The 16750-nt window shown below is 70.4% G+C and carries 14 protein-coding genes; 3 read left to right on the top strand and 11 right to left on the bottom strand.

Annotation, left to right across the window (positions count from 1 at the left end):
• Nucleotides 1-165: 165 nt before the first annotated feature.
• Nucleotides 166-1740 carry a signal recognition particle protein gene (gene ffh, locus E3T28_RS05985; protein ID WP_134428849.1) on the bottom strand — a complete coding sequence of 525 codons (1575 nt, stop codon included), beginning with the start codon at nucleotides 1738-1740 and terminating at the stop codon, nucleotides 166-168.
• A 76-nt stretch (nucleotides 1741-1816) separates the two neighbouring features.
• On the opposite strand from ffh, the gene E3T28_RS05980 reads away from it, so the two are divergent.
• The gene (locus E3T28_RS05980) at nucleotides 1817-2128 is read left to right on the top strand and encodes a putative quinol monooxygenase (RefSeq protein WP_134428847.1); all 312 of its coding nucleotides are present in this window, start codon (nucleotides 1817-1819) and stop codon (nucleotides 2126-2128) included.
• Between the two features lie 55 nt (nucleotides 2129-2183).
• Here the strand turns inward: E3T28_RS05980 and E3T28_RS05975 are convergent, their stop codons facing one another.
• Together E3T28_RS05975 and ftsY are read right to left on the bottom strand one after the other, a co-directional pair.
• Nucleotides 2184-2687 (bottom strand): DUF2004 domain-containing protein, encoded by a 504-nt coding sequence (locus E3T28_RS05975; RefSeq protein WP_134428845.1) that lies wholly within the window; start codon nucleotides 2685-2687, stop codon nucleotides 2184-2186.
• Between the two features lie 7 nt (nucleotides 2688-2694).
• On the bottom strand, nucleotides 2695-3570 hold the full coding sequence (ftsY, locus tag E3T28_RS05970; RefSeq protein WP_134428843.1) for a signal recognition particle-docking protein FtsY: 876 nt from the start codon (nucleotides 3568-3570) through the stop codon (nucleotides 2695-2697).
• A 395-nt stretch (nucleotides 3571-3965) separates the two neighbouring features.
• Here ftsY and E3T28_RS05965 point away from each other — a divergent pair, with 395 nt between their 5' ends.
• Nucleotides 3966-4346 carry a four-helix bundle copper-binding protein gene (locus tag E3T28_RS05965; protein WP_134428841.1) on the top strand — a complete coding sequence of 127 codons (381 nt, stop codon included), beginning with the start codon at nucleotides 3966-3968 and terminating at the stop codon, nucleotides 4344-4346.
• A 34-nt stretch (nucleotides 4347-4380) separates the two neighbouring features.
• Here the strand turns inward: E3T28_RS05965 and smc are convergent, their stop codons facing one another.
• A complete protein-coding gene (gene smc / locus E3T28_RS05960; RefSeq protein ID WP_134428839.1) occupies nucleotides 4381-7965 on the bottom strand; it encodes a chromosome segregation protein SMC in 3585 nt (1194 codons plus the stop codon).
• A gap of 384 nt (nucleotides 7966-8349) precedes the next feature.
• Between smc and E3T28_RS05955 the strand changes: the two genes are divergently transcribed.
• Entirely contained in the window at nucleotides 8350-9432 is a 1083-nt protein-coding gene (locus tag E3T28_RS05955; protein ID WP_134428837.1) for a GNAT family N-acetyltransferase, read from the top strand.
• 540 nt (nucleotides 9433-9972) lie between these two features.
• On the opposite strand, the gene E3T28_RS16785 is transcribed toward E3T28_RS05955, so the two are convergent.
• From E3T28_RS16785 to E3T28_RS05920, 7 genes are all read right to left on the bottom strand, one after another.
• Nucleotides 9973-10128, bottom strand: a complete 156-nt coding sequence (locus E3T28_RS16785; RefSeq protein WP_166786937.1) for a hypothetical protein — start codon at nucleotides 10126-10128, stop codon at nucleotides 9973-9975.
• Nucleotides 10129-10174: 46 nt separating this feature from the next.
• Entirely contained in the window at nucleotides 10175-11134 is a 960-nt protein-coding gene (locus tag E3T28_RS05945; protein WP_134428836.1) for an Fpg/Nei family DNA glycosylase, read from the bottom strand.
• Between the two features lie 81 nt (nucleotides 11135-11215).
• Nucleotides 11216-11902 (bottom strand): ribonuclease III, encoded by a 687-nt coding sequence (rnc, locus tag E3T28_RS05940; RefSeq protein ID WP_134428834.1) that lies wholly within the window; start codon nucleotides 11900-11902, stop codon nucleotides 11216-11218.
• A 105-nt stretch (nucleotides 11903-12007) separates the two neighbouring features.
• The gene (rpmF, locus tag E3T28_RS05935) at nucleotides 12008-12211 is read right to left on the bottom strand and encodes a 50S ribosomal protein L32 (protein WP_066596228.1); all 204 of its coding nucleotides are present in this window, start codon (nucleotides 12209-12211) and stop codon (nucleotides 12008-12010) included.
• Nucleotides 12212-12213: 2 nt separating this feature from the next.
• Entirely contained in the window at nucleotides 12214-12786 is a 573-nt protein-coding gene (locus E3T28_RS05930) for a YceD family protein (RefSeq protein ID WP_134428832.1), read from the bottom strand.
• An 11-nt stretch (nucleotides 12787-12797) separates the two neighbouring features.
• Nucleotides 12798-15254: a transglutaminase TgpA family protein gene (locus E3T28_RS05925; RefSeq protein ID WP_134428830.1), complete on the bottom strand. Its 2457-nt coding sequence runs from the start codon at nucleotides 15252-15254 to the stop codon at nucleotides 12798-12800.
• Nucleotides 15241-16746 carry a DUF58 domain-containing protein gene (locus tag E3T28_RS05920; protein ID WP_134428828.1) on the bottom strand — a complete coding sequence of 502 codons (1506 nt, stop codon included), beginning with the start codon at nucleotides 16744-16746 and terminating at the stop codon, nucleotides 15241-15243. Before E3T28_RS05920 ends, E3T28_RS05925 begins: the two co-directional genes overlap by 14 nt.
• Nucleotides 16747-16750: the final 4 nt, after the last annotated feature.

The raw sequence follows: 16750 nt of genomic DNA, 5'->3' as shown, positions 1-16750 counted from the left end.
GGAAAGGCCCCGCAGGCCCCGCAGGCCGGAAAGGCCCCGCAGGCCGCGCAGGCCGCGCAGGCCGCGCAGGCCGCGCAGGCCGGCCGGCCTGCCGCGCAGCATGACCGGCCAAGCAGCATGGCCGGCCGAGCCGGCCGGCCGAGCAGCATGGCCGGCCGCGCAGTGTTAGCGGCCGAGCATCTTCTGCAGGGCGGCCATCTCGTCTTCGGTGGGACCGCCGGCCTTCTTGGCGCCGCCGAGGCCGAAGCCCGTGCCGCCGCCCGCAGCGGGGCCCGCACCGGCAGGCTTCTCACCGGACGCGAGCGCCAGGTTTTCCGCCGCGCGCTTGGCCGGGTTGCCCGACTTCGAGCCCTTCTTCTTGGGCTGCGGCTTGCCGCGGCCGCCCCCGCCCATTCCGCCGGGGACCGGGCCCATGCCGGGGATGTTGGGCATGCCGCCCTTGGCGACCGTTTTCATCATCTTGGCGGCCTGCTCGAACCGGGACACGAGCTGGTTCACCTCGGTCACAGTCGATCCGGCGCCGCGGGCGATGCGCAGCCGACGGGATCCGTTCAACAGTTTCGGGGTGGTGCGCTCAGCCTTGGTCATCGACTGGATGATGGCCTCGGTGCGCACGATCTCGCGCTCGTCGAAGTTCTCGAGCTGCTGCTTCATGGCGCCGGCGCCCGGGAGCATGCTCATCATCTTCTTGATCGAGCCCATGTTACGCAGCTGCTGCATCTGCCCGAGGAAGTCGTCGAGCGTGAAGCTGTCGGTGGAGAACTTCTCCGCCATCTTGCGCGCTTCGTCTTCGTCGAAGGCACCCTGCGCCTGCTCGATCAGGGTGAGGATGTCACCGAGGTCGAGGATGCGGCTGGCCATGCGGTCGGGGTGGAACGGCTCGAAGTCGTCGAGGCTCTCACCGGTGGACGCGAACATGATGGGACGGCCGGTGATCGAGGCCACGGACAGGGCCGCACCGCCTCGCGCGTCACCGTCGAGCTTGGAGAGCACCACGCCGGTGAAGTCGACGCCGTCCTGGAACGCCTTAGCGGTGGCCACGGCGTCCTGGCCGATCATGGCGTCGATCACGAACAGCACTTCGTCGGGGTCGATGGCCTTACGGATGTCCGCGGCCTGCTTCATCATCTCCGCGTCGACGCCGAGGCGTCCGGCGGTGTCGACGATGACCACGTCGTGCATCTTCTGTTGGGCGTACGTGACGCCGTCACGGGCGACCTTGACCGGGTTGCCGACGCCGTTGCCGGGTTCGGGCGCGTAGACGGGCACACCCGCCTGGGCGCCGACGACCTCGAGCTGGGTGACCGCGTTCGGGCGCTGCAAGTCGGCCGCGACCAGGATCGGCGTGTGGCCGTCTTTCGCGAGCCACTTCGCGAGCTTGCCGGCGAGGGTGGTCTTTCCGGCCCCCTGGAGGCCGGCGAGCATGATGATGGTCGGCGGCTTCTTGGCGAATTCGAGTCGGCGCTGCTGGCCGCCGAGGATCTCGACGAGCTCCTCGTTGACGATCTTGACGACCTGCTGCGCCGGGTTCAGCGCTTTGCTGACCTCGTCGCCGAGTGCGCGCTCGCGCACCTTGCCGGTGAAGTCCTTGACCACCTCGAGGGCGACGTCGGCGTCGAGCAGCGCGCGCCGAATCTCGCGAACGGTGCCGTCGACATCCGCCGCGCTGAGCTTGCCCTTGGTGCGGAGATTCTTGAACGTCTCGGCCAGGCGATCTGAGAGGTTTCCAAAAGTAGCCATGATGCGTTCAGTTTAACCGGTTGCGGAGCCTACGGTTGTTCGGGTGCGCAAACCGCATCCGAAGTCAGGAGTCACCATGTCCGTTGTCGTCGTCGCCGTTCTCACCCCGAAGCCCGGTCGCAGCCAGGAGCTCCTCGACGCGTTCGCCGTGGTCTCCCCCACGGTGCACGCGGAACCCGGCTGTGAACTGTATGCCGCCCACACCGACGGAGACCTCGTGGTCATGGTCGAACGCTGGGCCAGCGCCGCCGACCTCGCGGTGCACGCGACCGGCGCGGGCATCGCCGAGCTCGGTGCGCTCACCGATGACGCTCTGGCCGTCCCCACCGACGTCAAGGTGCTGCAGAACGTACCGTTCGGCGACCCGGCCAAGGGCACCATCCAGTAGCGAGCGCCGCCGCCCGCCCGGCCCGGCCCGGCGCCTGCTACTGCTACTGCTACTGCTACTGCTCGACGGCAATCAGCACGGGGTCGCCGTGCACGTCGATCGTGACCACGAGCAGGGCATCGGTGTCATCGGGGCTGATCGAGTACTCGAGCACCGCGAAGTGCTCCTCGCTGCGGAAGTGGTGCGGGTGGAATCCGATCCGCTGCAGCTGGATGGAGCGCAGGAAATCGATCTGCTTGTCGCCGGAGTCCCAGATCAAGGCGTCGTCGAGAACCTCGGGATCCATCTCGTCGAGTTCGGTCGTGATGTAGGCGCCGGTCACCGAGCCCTCTTTGCTGAGGTCGGCCACGAGTGATTCTCGGGCCTGGGAGTCGAGTTCCTCGATGTCGTTGACCATGGCCGCGGCGATGTCGAGCGCTTCCGCCGAGACGGACTCCTCGTCGGGTGAGCTCAGGTCGATCTGCACGTCCTGGTCGCCCAGTTCGGCCGAATCCGACCAATAGACCTCGCCAGCGTCGTCGCTGCCGAGGATTCCGAAGAAATCGTGTTCGATGGTCATGGCTGTCCTATCCGACGAGTTTTTGTGCGAAAACGTGCGGCGTGAAGCCGGTGAGGTCGTTGATGCCCTCGCCCTGGCCCACGAGCTTGATGGGGATGCCGGTCTTCTCCTGCACGGCCAGCACGAAGCCGCCCTTCGCGGATCCGTCCAGCTTGGTGAGCACAAGCCCGGTCACGCCGGCGTGCTGGATGAAGGCTTCGGCCTGGGCGAGACCGTTCTGGCCGGTCGTCGCGTCGAGAACGAGGAGTACCTCGGCGATCGGGGTCTGCTTCTCGATCACCTTGCGGATCTTGGTGAGCTCGTCCATCAGACCGCCCTTGGTCTGCAGCCGCCCGGCGGTATCGATGATGACGATCTCGGTGCCGTCCTTCATGGCCCGCTCGACGGTCTGGAAAGCGACGGATGCCGGGTCCTGGCCGTGGGCCTGCGGCCGCACGATGTCGGCGCCGGCACGTTCGGCCCAGGTAGCCAGCTGTTCCACAGCGGCCGCGCGGAACGTGTCGGCCGCCCCGATCAGCACACTGCGGTTGTAGGTGCGTAGGAACTTCGCGAATTTGCCGATCGTGGTGGTCTTGCCGACACCGTTGACGCCGACGACGAGCACGACGGCGGGCCGGGCGCTGAGATTGAGGGTGGAATCGAGCTTGGAGAGCCGCTCCTCGAGGCCTTCGCGCAGCATCCGTTGCAGGTCGGCCGGGTCGGTCGTGTTGTACCTGGCGACCTTGGCCCGCAGGTCGGCCACGACCGCCTCGGTGATGCTGGGACCGAAGTCGGCCTGGATGAGCGCGTCTTCGAGGTCTTCCCACGTCTCGGCGTCGATGAGCTTCTTCGCGAACATGCCGCGCAGTGCGCCGGAGAGAGACCAGGGGGTGCGTTCTGCCATGACTACAGCCTATGGCTCGCGAGGTGACTGCGCCGCTGCGCCGGTGGCGTGCCACGCGCGGAGCGGCGCAGCCGGCGCGCACGCCGCGCGATACCGTGGCTCATACCGTCACACGAGCAGTCCGACCCGGCAGGATGGTGGGGTGACGGCTCAGACCTCGCGCACACTTGTCGGATGCCGTGCGCGCCGAAAGCGGGCGCCCGGTCGTGGTGCGGCCATCGGCATCGTCGCGCAGGTGGTTGTTCTGGTCCGCAGCCTGCTCGGTTCGGGTGGGCCGAACCGGTCGCGCCCGACGCCTTGAGCGCCGGGGGTCTGCGTTCCGATTCGGGTATCGGTAGCCGAGCCGGAACACGCCACCCCCCGACAGTCACCAGGTCCAGGACTACTGTGTCGGCATGGCAGCCAGCACAGGACCCGACAGTGCTCGCACCGGGATCAACCGGTGCGTCGCCGCGTGCGACGCCCTGGTGGCGGTGAGCGAGGACTGCGCGGACGCCTGCCTCCGCATCGATGGCAACGGTGACGTCACCCGCTGTTTCCTCGCCGACCTGGACTGCATCGAGGTGTGCTCGTCGACGATCCGGCTCTTGTCCTGGCACGTCCGCAAGGACGGCCCGACGACCATAGCCCTGCTGGAGACCTGCCGCGAAGCCGCCCGGGCGTCCCTCGCGGCCTGCGAGTACATGGCCGAGCTGCATCCGGGCTGGCACACCTGCAGCATGGCCTGCCGCCGAGTCGAGGAGGCGTGCGCGCGGCTCCTGGCCGTGCTGCGCTAGTCAGCCGCGATCACCGGCGATCAGCGTCGACTTTTCAGGACGCCTGCTCGTCGTCCTTGGCGATGCGTTGGCCGACCACGGCCGAGACCCCGTCGAGGCGCATCGAAACGCCGTACAGGGCATCCGCGATCTCCATCGTGCGTTTCTGGTGGGTGATGACGATGAGCTGGCTGGTGGTGCGCAGGTCCTCGAAGATGGTCAGCAGCCGGCCGAGGTTGGCGTCGTCGAGGGCGGCCTCCACCTCGTCCATGATGTAGAACGGGCTCGGGCGGGCCTTGAAGATGGCGATCAGCAGGGCCACGGCGGCGAGCGAGCGCTCCCCGCCGGACAGCAGCGAGAGCCGCTCGATCTTCTTGCCGGCCGGCTTGACGGAAACCTCGATGCCGGTCATGAGCAGGTTGTCGGGATCGGTGAGACGGATGCTGCCGCTCCCGCCCGGGAACAGCACCGGGAACACCTCGGCGAATGCCGCCTGGGTGTCGTCGAAGGCGCTGCCGAAGATGACGCCCATCTTCTCGTCGATCTCCTCGATGATGGTGAGCAGGTCGCGGCGCGTGTTGGTGAGGTCGGTGAGCTGCTCGGTCAGGAACCGGTGCCGCTGCTCGAGCGCCGCGAACTCCTCGAGGGCCAGGGGGTTCACCCGGCCGAGCTGGGCGTAGCGGCGTTCGGCGACGGCGAGGCGGCGCTTCTGATCGTCCCGGTCGAAGCGGTCGGGTTCGGCGTGCGAGTCGGGGCCCGGAACCGACCTCGGGATCGGCTGGTCGGGACCGTACTCGGCCACGAGCACGTCCTCGGTCAGGCCGAGGTCGCTGACGGCGCGTTCGAGCAGCCCGGACAAGTGCAGCTTCTTCTCGTAGATGGCCAGTTCCAGGCCGTGAACGGTCTCGGTGACGGCCTGCAACCGCGCGCGCAGGGCACCGTCTTCACGGCGCAGCGCGGCGAGTTCTTCGTTCTGGCTGCTGCGCTCCGCCTCGGCAGCGGCCAGGCGAATCCGGGCCTCGCTGACGGAGGCGTCGACCGAGGTGAGCACCAGAGGGAGCGCCTCGGCCACCCGGCTGGCGGCATCCACCTGACGTCGACGGATGACCGCACGCCGGGCTGCCGCCTCGGCCGCCGCCCGTTCGGCGCTCTGCTGTTGCGCGAGAGCGTCGGCCCGGACCTGACCGGCTCGCACGCGTTCGCGGGCGGTTTCGGCCTGCAGCCGGGCCTCGACCTCGGCTTCACGCGCGGCCTCGAGAGCGGCGTAGAGCGCGTCCCGGGATCCGGTGTCTAGCACCGGGCGCGGCCGGGCTCGCTGCTCGTCGCGCGCGGCGCGGGACGTCTCGCTCGCAGTCTCCGCGTCGGCGACCGTCTCGGCCGCGAGCAGCAGTGCGGCGGAGAGCCGGTTCAGTTCGGCGGTGGCCGCCTCGAGCCGCACGGTGGCCCGACTGGCCTTCTCGGCCTGCACGGAGGTGCGGGACTCGAATTCCCGCACCCGGGCGGCAGCTTCCCGGGACGCGTCCTGCTGGGCGGACAAGAGCGTGCGGGCCTCGGCGAGGTCGGCGACGACCTGCTCGAGCCGGGAGTGCACCGCGGCGAGGGAGTGGGCGGCCGCGTCACGGTCCGCGACGAGTTCGAGCCGGCTGCGGCGGGCACCGGAGCCGCCGCGCAACACGGTGTCGCTGAGCACGTCGCCGGCCCGGGTGATGACGGTGAGCGGCACGGCAGCGGGGTCCGCGGGCCCGAATCGGTCCACGGCTGCGCGGGCGGCGTCGAGGTCGTCGGCGATCACCGTGCGCCGGAGCAGGCCGAGCACCCCGGGGGGCGCGTCGATCACCGCGTCCGCCCAGAGCAGCCCGGGCGAGGCTGCAAGGTCGGGCAGCGCGTCGGCGGGTGTGATCTCGACCCTGCCGTCTTCGACGGTCGCGCCCGCCACGATCAGCTCGACCCGCCCGAGATCGTCGGTACGGGCGCGCACGATGGCGTCGACGGCCGCATTCCGGGTGTCGGCGAGCACGGCGTCGGCGAGGGAGCCGAGGGCGGCCGCGATGGCGGTCTCGTAGCCGGGACGCACGCGCACATGCTCGGCCACGAGACCCCGGATGCCCGCGGGCGCCGAGGCGAGCAGGGCCGCCGAGCCGTCCTTCTGGTCCAGGGCGAGGGACAGGGCCCCCGCGCGAGCAGCGAGGGCGTCCCTTTCCCGTTCCCCAAGGTGCAGTTCGTCGCGCAGGCGTTCGACCTCGCCCTGCGACTCGGCGACGGCGGCTCGGGCCTCGGCGGCGGCCTGGTCGGGGGGACTCTCGCCGGCGTCCACGACGGCCGCCTCGAGGGCCGCGGCGGCCGCGGCGAGCCCCGCGAGGTGTTCCGCAGCCGTGTCGACCCGGCTACGCGCGGCGTCGAGGGCGTTCTGCTGCCGGAGCACCTCGCCCCGCACGGAGGCCAGCCTGCCCGCGGCGGTCTCGGCCTGACCGGTCAGCTGCGAAAGGTGCAGGTCGTGCTGGGCGACCAGAACGGCCTGGGCGGCAATCTGTTCGTCGAGGATGTCGAGGCGGCCGCGGGCCTCCTCGGTGGCCGCGCGTGCGGCAGCCCAGGCGGAGTCGGCCATGTCGATGCGGCTCCGCAGGGTGTCGATCTCGGCCGCGGCATCCGTCAGCATGGCCGTGGTCACGCCGGGGCCCGCGTCGACGGACTCGGCCTGCGATCCGAGCAGTGCCAGCCGCTGGTTGGCGAGGGTGTAGAGGCCGCGCAGCCGTTCCTGCACGGATTCGAGGCCGAAGCTGGTGCGTCGGGCCAGGTCGACGGCATCGCCGACCTGCTCCTGTTCGAGCCCGTGCAGGCGCCGCCGCCGGGTCTCGAGCTGCTCGGTCAACACCAGGCGTTCGGCGTGCCGCTCGCTCTCGGTGCGACCGAGCGCGTCGAGGGCGGTGCGCAGCGTGACCACGTCGTCGGCGAGCAGCCGGGCCCGGGCGTCGCGGGCGACGGCGGCGATGGTCTGCGCCTCCCGGGCGATGTCCGCCTGGCGCCCGAGAGGTTTGAGCTGCCGGCGGATCTCCCCCGCCAGATCGCTGAGGCGGGTGAGGTTGGCCTGCATGCCGTCGAGCTTGCGGAGGGTTTTCTCCTTGCGTCGGCGGTGCTTGAGAATGCCGGCGGCCTCCTCGATGAACCCGCGCCGCTCCTCGGGGCTGGCGCGCAGCACGGCGTCGAGCTGCCCCTGCCCCACGATCACGTGCATCTCCCGGCCGAGTCCGGAGTCGCTGAGCAGTTCCTGCACGTCGAGCAGTCGGCAGGTGCGCCCGTTGATCGCATACTCACTCGCACCGTTGCGGAAGAGGGTGCGGGAGATGGTGACCTCGGTGTAGTCGATCGGCAGCGCGCCATCCGTGTTGTCGATGGTCAGCGTCACAGCCGCCCGGCCGAGCGGGCCCTTGGTGGACGTGCCGGCGAAGATCACGTCTTCCATCTTGCCGCCGCGGAGGGTTTTCGCGCCCTGCTCACCCATCACCCAGGCGAGGGCGTCGACGACGTTGGACTTGCCCGAACCGTTGGGGCCGACCACGCAGGTGACGCCGGGTTCGAAGGCGAACGTGGTGGGGTGGGCGAAGGACTTGAAGCCCCTCAGGGTGAGGCTTTTCAGATACACGGTTTCGCCCCCCTTCGTTGCTTGCCGTTGCCTGCCGTCGCTTGCCGTTGCTTGCCGTTGCTTGCGGTTGCTTGCGGTTGCTTGCCTTTGCCCATCCGAGCCGCGGCCGCCCGACGCGCCGCCTCCGACAACGGTACCGGACACCACCGACACCGCCCGGTAGGCGCGGGCCCTGACAAATTCGACGGAGATTCTGCCGAATCCGCCCTGAAACAGAGCCATTGTTTCCGATTTTGGCAAAAACTCCGTCGAATTCGTTCAGGCGGGACTCGGCGGGGGATCCGCACGGACTCGGCACGGGCTCAGCACGGACTCAGCACGGACTCGGCACGGCGACGGCGGGGGCTGGTCCCAGGCGGCGGGGCGGAGCTACTCTGGCCGATCATGGCTATTCTCCGCTTCGACATCGACGAGCTCGTCATCCCCGCCGCCCCGGGGGCAGCCGGCTGGCCCGACTTCGCGGCCGCGAACAAGGTGCGCACCGAGGTCGAGTCCGAGGCATACGGCACCTCCGATCTGGCGCTGACCGCCGAGGAGACCCTGCCCGGCTGGCTCAACCAGGGCTGGGAGCGCCGACGCCTGTTCGTGGCCCGCGATGCCGGCCGCATCGTCGGGTGCGGCGACTACGAAACACTGCCGGAGGATTCCGCCGACCACGCCTGGCTGGCCGTACAGGTGCTCCCGGCCTACCGCCGGCGCGGCATCGGCTCCGCCCTCGTCGATCGGTTCGAGGCGATCGCGCGCGCCGAGTGCCGCCGCGTGCAGATCGTCTACACCCCGTCACCGGATGCACCGGGTGAGCGCCTGCCCTCCCCCACCGGCTTCGGCTCGGTTCCGCTCGGCAACCCCGAGGTGCGGTTTCTGCGGGGCCGCGGCTACCACCTGGAACAGGTCGTGCGCGCCAGCCGGCTGGCCCTGCCCGTCGACCCCGTTGAGCGCCGCCGGCTCCGCGAGGCGGCCGCCGCCCACGCCGGTCCCGACTATTCCGTGCTGCAGTGGGTCGACCGCACACCGCCGGAATGGCTGCCCGATCTGGCCCTGCTCTACACGCGCATGAGCACGGATGCCCCGAGCGCCGGCCTCGCCGAGCCCGAGCAGCTCTGGACGCCCGAGCGCATCCTCCAGGAGGAGCGTAAGGCCGCGGCCGGCCCGCGTACCTCCCTGACCTCGGCGGTGCTGCATGGCCCGAGCGGCCACCTCGTGGGGTTCACCGAGCTTGAGGTGCCGGCGGACTCCCGCCGCGCGGTCAGCCAGGACGACACCCTCGTGCTGAGGGAGCATCGCGGCCGCCGCCTCGGCATGCTGCTGAAGATGGCGAACCTGGAGCTGCTCGCGGCGGAGCGCCCGGGGCATCCGTCGGTGACGACCTTCAACGCCGAGGAGAACCGGCACATGCTCACCGTCAACGAGGCCATCGGCTTCGCGCCGATGGGCTACGAGGGAGCCTGGCGCCGCGACGCCCACTGACCCGCGCCCGCCTGCCCTGTGAACCGGGCCACCGTCATCTCGTCACTCACTGCGGAGATTTAGGCCGTACGCCGTTCACCCCAGCCTGGGACGACCTATTTCCAGATTTGCGTGCACACGGATGCCGCACGCCGGCTGGGCTCGCGTGGGTCACCCGTCCCGGTGGTCGAGCCCGACGAGACCGTCGAGACCACAGACCGAACTTCCAGTTTCAGTTCCTCTTGCTCGGCAGTGGGATCAGCGTCTGTTCCGGGTCGACCTGGACCGGTGGCCGCATCCAATACTGCGTCCCGGTGCGGATGATCGTCCACATTCTGATTGTGGAGCATCAGGTGGTGCGGATGGCAGAGCAGTATCCCGTCCCGGCCTGACCTGACCTGACCTGACCTGACCTGACAGCCAAATGATCCTTTGGTGGTAGGGGCACCGGTCCCGCCACAGGCCGGCGAGCCCCTAACGAATTCGACGGAGATTCTGCCTAAAACGAGCCAAAACGGATGCTGTTAGCCCGGTTCCAAGCAAAATCTCCGTCGAATTCGTTCAGCCCGACGGCCGAAGCAACAACAGCAGCAGCGGCAGCAGCGGCAGCAAGCACGGCAGCAGCGGCAGCAAGCACGGCAGCAGCGGCAGCAAGCACGGCAGCAGCGGCAGCAAGCACGGCAGCAGCGGCAGCAAGCACGGCAGCAGCGGCAGCAAGCACGGCAGCAGCGGCGGCGCCGGCGGGCGGCAGTCGTGGCGGGAGTCAGCGGAGCCGCTGGCAGCGCGGGCAGAGGTGTGAGCTGCGGTTCATGAACTGGCGGCGCACGAGCAGCGTGCCGCAGCGCGGGCAGGGCGATCCCTGCCGGCCGTAGGCGGACAGGCTGTGCGAGAAATACCCGGACTGCCCGTTGACGTTCACGTATTGCGCGTCGAAGCTGGTGCCGCCCTCGGCCAGCGCCCGGTTCAGGATGCTGCGCACCGCAGCCAGCAGCGCCCGCGCCTTCGCGGGGGACAGGGAGTCGGCCGGCTGCTCGTAGTGCAGGCGGGCAGCGAAGAGGGCCTCGTCGGCGTAGATGTTGCCGATCCCGCTGATCAGGGTCTGATCGAGCAGCGCCCGCTTGATGCCGGTCTTCTTGCGGGCCAGCGCCGCCAGGAACAGCGGAGCCGAGAAGCCCGGATCGAGCGGGTCCCGGGCGATGTGCGCCACCTGCGACGGGATCAATGCCGACCAGGCGCAATCAGCGCTGGACATCCCGACAGCACCGGATCCACCGGACCCACCGACCGCGCCACCGAAACGGCCGGAGTACCCAGCCGCCAGGCCGTCGGGGGTGGGCTGCATCGAGTCGACGGCCATGCTGCCGAAGATGCGCTGGTCGACGAAGTTGACCCACAGCTCCCCGTGTTCCGGATGCTCGAGCGCCAGACGGATGCGCAGCTGCCGGTCCGGCTCGGAGCCGGGGCTGCGCAGCAGCACCTGCCCGCTCATCCCGAGGTGCGCGACCAGGGCCTGTCCGGAGTCCAGCGGCAGCCAAAGGAATTTGCCCCGGCGCACGGCTGCGTGGATGCCTCGGCCCGTCAGCAGTTCGGCGAACGGCCCGCGAGCGCGATCATGGCGGCGCAGCGAACGTTCCTCGAAGACCTCGACGCCGGCGATCACGGCTCCGGTCACGGCCGGTGCGAGTCCGGCGCGAACGACCTCCACCTCGGGCAGTTCGGGCATTCGAGCCTTTCAGGGGCCGGGCCTCGGCGACTCACGCGACAGAGCAGCCCTCGCCAGAATCGGAGGCCGCGCTGCGGCGACTCAGGGAGAGGTGAGCCGCGTCCAGGCGTCGAGTGCGGCGGCCATTTCGGCGTGCTTCTTGCTGGTGCCCTCGCCGACCGCGATGACGAGTCCCACCGTGACGGTGGCGATGAAGACCTTGGAGTGGTCGGGGCCGCTCTCGGCGATGGAGTACACCGGAACCCCGGTGCCGAGTCGCGCCGCGGCTTCCTGCAGGCTCGTCTTGGGGTCCATGGAGACTCCGAAGTGCCCAGGATCGCGGAGAAGCGGCTCGATCAGGCGCAGCACGAGCGCGGTCGCGGTCTCACCGCCGGAGTCGAGGTAGACCGCACCGATGAGCGCCTCGACGGTGTCGGCGAGGATCGACGACTTGTCCCGACCGCCGGTGAGGATTTCGCCGCGGCCGAGGCGCACGTACGCGCCCAGCCCGATGCCGCGCGCGATGCCCGAGAGGGCGACACTCGACACCAGACTGGCCCGGCGCTTAGCGAGGTCACCCTCGTCGAGTTGCGGGTACTCCCGGAAGAGCATGACCGTCACCGCCTGCCCGAGAATCGAGTCGCCGAGGAATTCGAGGCGCTCGTTCGTGGGCATGCCCCCGTGCTCGTACGCGTAGGAGCGGTGGGTGAGAGCAAGTTCCAGCAGGGCCGGGTCGACCTGCACGCCGAGGGTCGCCAGCAGGGAGGAGACCTCGGGCGCCCCGCTCACGAGCGTCCCCGGAGCGCACTGATGCCGCGACGGTGCGGGGCGGGACCCTGAATCGGGACTCCCGGCATCCGTCGGCGCGGCATCAGACGTTCGAGCATGACGGGATTAGACGTCGGCGACCTTGCGGCCCTTGTATTCCATGAACAGCGCCGTGCCGGCGGCGTCGGTGACGACCTTGGCGCGGTGCGGCAGGCTGTAGACGACTTTGCCGTTTTCCATGGTCTTGACCAGGGTGGGGGCCTCGGCCTTCCAGCAGGAACGACGTGAACGGGTGTTGGAGCGTGATTGCTTGCGCTTCGGGACTGCCATGACTACTTCTCTTCTCTATCCGTTTCAGCCTGGATGTCTTCATCCGTGCCGCTGCTTTCGGAAGCTTGGAATTTCATGAGCGCGGCCCACCGGGGATCGCGCTTTTCTTCGGGTACGAACTCAGGGGCCTCGGCAAGCCGTTCACCGGTCTCGGGGTCGAGACCTGGGCAATCCGGCCGGCAAACCGGCTGGAACGGCAGTGACAACACCACCGCATCCCTGATCAGAGGTTCAAGATCCACATGGTCATCCTGAACTTCACTTTCATAAGCTTCGTCTAGAGAGTACGCGAAAAGCTCGTGAAACTCGACTTGGACCGGCAATTCGACGTCGATGAGGCATCGACCGCACTCTCCGGCGGCGATTCCGGACACCTGGGCCGACACCAGGATGCCCTCGTGCAGGGTTTCCAGGCGCAGGTTCGCGATCACGGTGGAGCCGGCCTTCACGGCGACGAGGCTCTCGCCGAGGTCTTCCGGCACGACGATTTCGAGGTGGCGCTCGTGCATGGTGCCCGGGCGGTTGATCAGGTCGCGCACATCAACCTTGTACGGGGTCTTCTTGAACTTACTCACGAGGGAAGATTCTACGCGTTCGCGGCTGGGCGTCCGATTCGTCGCTCGCCGGACCGCCACAGAGACGCCGGCAGCAGCGTCGCCCGCATCCGCACGCGCCGGCCCGACCCCGAATGGATGCCGCGGAGCACCAGGTCGAGGTCGGCCAGGAGGAGCGCCGCCTGAGAGTTCTGCGCGTCGCCGCCCGGGCGACCGTAGCGGCTGCGCTCCGCCCTGACGAGGAGCCGGTCGAGGGCCTCGGCCACGGTTCCCCCGCCCGCACCGGAACCCTCCTCGCCGCTCACCGTGCCACGCTCGGATCCGATCAACGCCCGCAGCCGGGCGGCGAGCTCCCGCGGTGTCTCGGTCTCCCGCACGAAGAGGCCGTGGTCTATGGCCGTGTCCGTGACCTCCCGCCACGCCCCCACGGCACCGGTCCGGCCCGACCGGATGTCCCGCCGCCGCAGCGTCCGCCGCGTCACCCGGAATACGGCCGGCAGGAGGAGCAGCGCGAGAGTCCCGACGAGGAGTAGGCCGAGGCGGAGGAAGCCGGCTTGGGTGTCGGCGGGCGAGGCCGCGTCGGCCTGGGCATCGGCGGTGTTCTGGTCGAGGAGATTCTCGGGGCGCAGCGAATTCGTGGGGGCGGTCTGGCCGGACTCGCCGAGCGGCACGGCGGCGGCATCGTCCCGCGTATACGCGGGAACGGCGCCGCGGCCGGGCGTGGGCTCGAAGGGCACCCAGCCGACGCCCGCGAAGTAGAGTTCCGTCCACGCATGCAGGTCGTGGGTGTCCACGCTGTAGCGGCCGATCCCGGCAATGGAACTCGACGCGGACAGCGTCCCGGGCTGATAACCGATCGCGATCCGGGACGGGATGCCGATCGAGCGGGCCATCGCCGCCATCGCCGAGGAGAAGTGCACGCAGTACCCGCTCTTGACCTCGAGGAAGGTGCTGACGACATCGATGGCACCGCCGTCGTAGCCGTCACCGACGGGAGCCTCGATGTCATAGGAGAACGCACTGCCGCGCAGGTATTTTTGCAGGGCGAGCGCGGCGTCGTAGGCGGTCGCGGTGCCGGCGGTGACCTCGCGAGCGGTGTCACCGATCAAGGCCGGAGTCTCGGCCGGCAATCGCAGGCTGCGCCGAACCTCCGCCGGATACTCGACCTCGGCCTGCCGAAGCTGCTCGGCGGTCGGCTCGAGTGTGAGTGCGGTGACGGTGTATTCCTGGCCGCGGGTCGTGTCGCCGGCGCTCGTGATGGACCCGGTCGACTCGTTCCAGGACCAGGTGCCGAGCAGTCCGGTCACCGAACGGGCCGGCGCAGGGGCGGGCAACCACCGGGCCGCCAGGTCGTCGATGCCGATGTTCGTGATCGTCTCCCGCGTCTCGATGTCGGCGGAGAGCGCCGGCGGAAGACCGATGTCGTCGACGGCGCTCGCGCGGCTGCCGGGCTCCTCGCCGGCGGTCCAGTTGCGGCCGGAGAATTCGGCCAGCGTGAGAAGCCGAAGATAGGGCGGCCGGGTCGCCGTGGTGCGGTAGTGCAACACCGGTTCGGCGTCAGGGCGGCGCAGGTCCTGGCCGAGGTTGATCATGGGGCTGACGCCGTTGGAGAACAGCAGGCTGCTGCCGGGGCCCCCACCGGTGAGACCACCCCCGGGCAGAACGGGCGTAGCGACGCTGACGACGATCGCGGCCACGATCGCGACGCTGCCCACGACGACCGCTCCCCCGAGGGCGCCGGGCACGCGGCGCCGGGCGGGAGCGACGGTGCCGGGCGGCGCCGCGCCCGGCAGGCCGGACAGGATGTCGGCCCGGCGCATCCGGATCTCGACATGGAGCAGCAGGAGGTAGGCGGCGGCCGTGAGCACGAGGGCCTGCAGGTTCGCCTCGCCGCCGAGAGCGAGCCCCGGCACGAGCAGCGGAACCAGCACGGGCAGTCCGGCGAGCGCGGGCACCCGCAGAATGATCGCGAGCGTGTCGAGCAGGATCGCGATCACGCCGGCGCCGATGCAGAGCAGGAACAGGATGCCGGCGGTCGCCTCGGCCGGCGTCGACTGCTGCTCGATGGAGACCGCCCCGGAGAGCGCCAGGTCACGGAAGCGGTCGATCGTCTCCCCATTCGGGATCACCCAGAGCCAGCCGCTTCCCGCGCCGAAGAGGAGCGTCAGGAAGGCCACGAGCACCCCGAAGCCGGCAAGGGGCCCGAGGAACACGGGCAGCCCGGCGCGGCGGAGGCCGGCGCACCCGAGCAGCACCCCGGCGGCCGCGAGGGTCATCAGCCACCACCAGCCCGTGCCCTCGAGCAGCGGCCCGAGGCCGCCGATGGCCACGACCAGCAACAGCAGGAGTGCGAACGTGAGGGGCCACTCGGCCCGCTGGAGTCGGGCCGCCCGGGTGGACGGGCCGCGCCGGGCCGGGCGAGAGGCCCGGTCCGGGGAGGCCACGTCAGGGGTGGGCACGTCAGGGGTGGCCGGCTCAGACGGCGTCATGCTCGGGCCTCCTCTCACCGATGAAGTCCTCCCAGGCGCGGGGGATGTCCCGGGCCTGGCGCACGGGGATGCAGCGCCAACCGGCCTCGCCCAGCCGGCGCACGGCATCCGTATCGACCGTGTCAGTCAGAAACGCCACGGCCGGCCGAGTCTGGGACACGAGTTCGGCGAGCTCGGTCAGGTCCCGGTCGTCGACCGCGACGAGCACCGCGAAGGTCGGCAGCAGCCCGCCGGGCGCCAGGAGCGTGCGGCGTTGAGCGGCGGTGCCGGGCTCGGGCGAACCCGGCACGACGGATGCCGCGGGTCCGGCCACGCGGGCGCCGACGGCCGTGTACGCCTGGTCTACTGTGTTCTCCGCCGACTCCCCCGGCTCGGGCAGGTCGGTCGGCACGAGCCCGGCCAACCCCTCGAGCAGCACCGCGACGCCGCCCGGCGGCAGGAAGACGGCGGGCGGTTCGCCGCGCAGTCCGCCACCTCCGGGTCTCGCCGGGGTGGTGTTCGGTCGGCTCGGGCCGAGAACGATCAGGTCGAGCCGATAGCCGGCCGCCAGCAGGTGAACGCCCACGGATGCCGCGACCTCGACGGCCACTTCGAAGGCCTGCTCGAGGCGGAGGCGACCGATCCCGCCAGCGGCGCCGGCACCCACACTCGCGGCGCCCGAATGGCCCGCGGCACCGCTGGGGCGCCCGTGGCGCCCGCGCAGCGCGGTGTCGAGCACGAGGCGGGCGCCGGGGTTGCTCTGCTCCTCCTCCTGCCGAACCATGATCTCGCCCCGGCGCGCGGTGGCCGGCCAGTTCACCCGCCGCAACGGGTCCCCCGGCCGGTACTCGCGCGCGATCAGCGGGTCCGCGTTGTGCTGCAGCCGGCGGAGTCGCTCCGGCACGTCGCCGTCGTTCAGCGCGCCGGTGAGGCCGCCACCGGCCAGTGCGGTCACCCGGGGCGTCGCCACCAGATCGTTCGGCTCCCCCACGGCCCACTCCCCCGAGGCCAGGCCGAAGGGGTCCGAACGCCCGATCAGCACCGGGCCCGACGCGTAGAGCCCGCGCCGGGGCGGACTGAACCGGTACTCGAACCGCACGCTGTCGGCGCCGGTGTCCGGGCCGCCCTCGTAGCGTTCGAGGGCCGGCAGCGGCGTTCCGGTCAGCACGGTCGGTCCGAGGTCGGCGGCGTCCCGCAGGCGCACGGTGTCCCGCAGGTGCAGGCCGGCCACGGGCCGGGAGGAGAGGTTCCGCAGACCGAGCCTCACAACCATCTCGCCGCCGGCCGGCACGACCGGCGGGCGCAGTATCCGGGTGACGCGCAGGCGCACCGGACGGAAGGAGACGTACCCGAGGGCGGCGACGGGGAGCCCCAGAAGCAAACCGGCGACGAACAGGAGGTCGCGCTGGTCGGTCAGCACGGCGAGCACCAGCAGGCCGGCGCCTGCCGCGAGGAACATCCCGCCGCGGAAGGTGAGCCGGGGAAACCGGGCGCGCCGCTGCTTCGAAGGCATGGCG

Origin of the sequence: Cryobacterium sinapicolor, from assembly GCF_004403465.1 — a bacterium.
GTDB classification, from domain to species: Bacteria; Actinomycetota; Actinomycetes; order Actinomycetales; family Microbacteriaceae; genus Cryobacterium; species Cryobacterium sinapicolor.
Note: the sequence above shows the minus strand (reverse complement) of the source record. Positions and strands in the feature narration are given on the sequence as shown.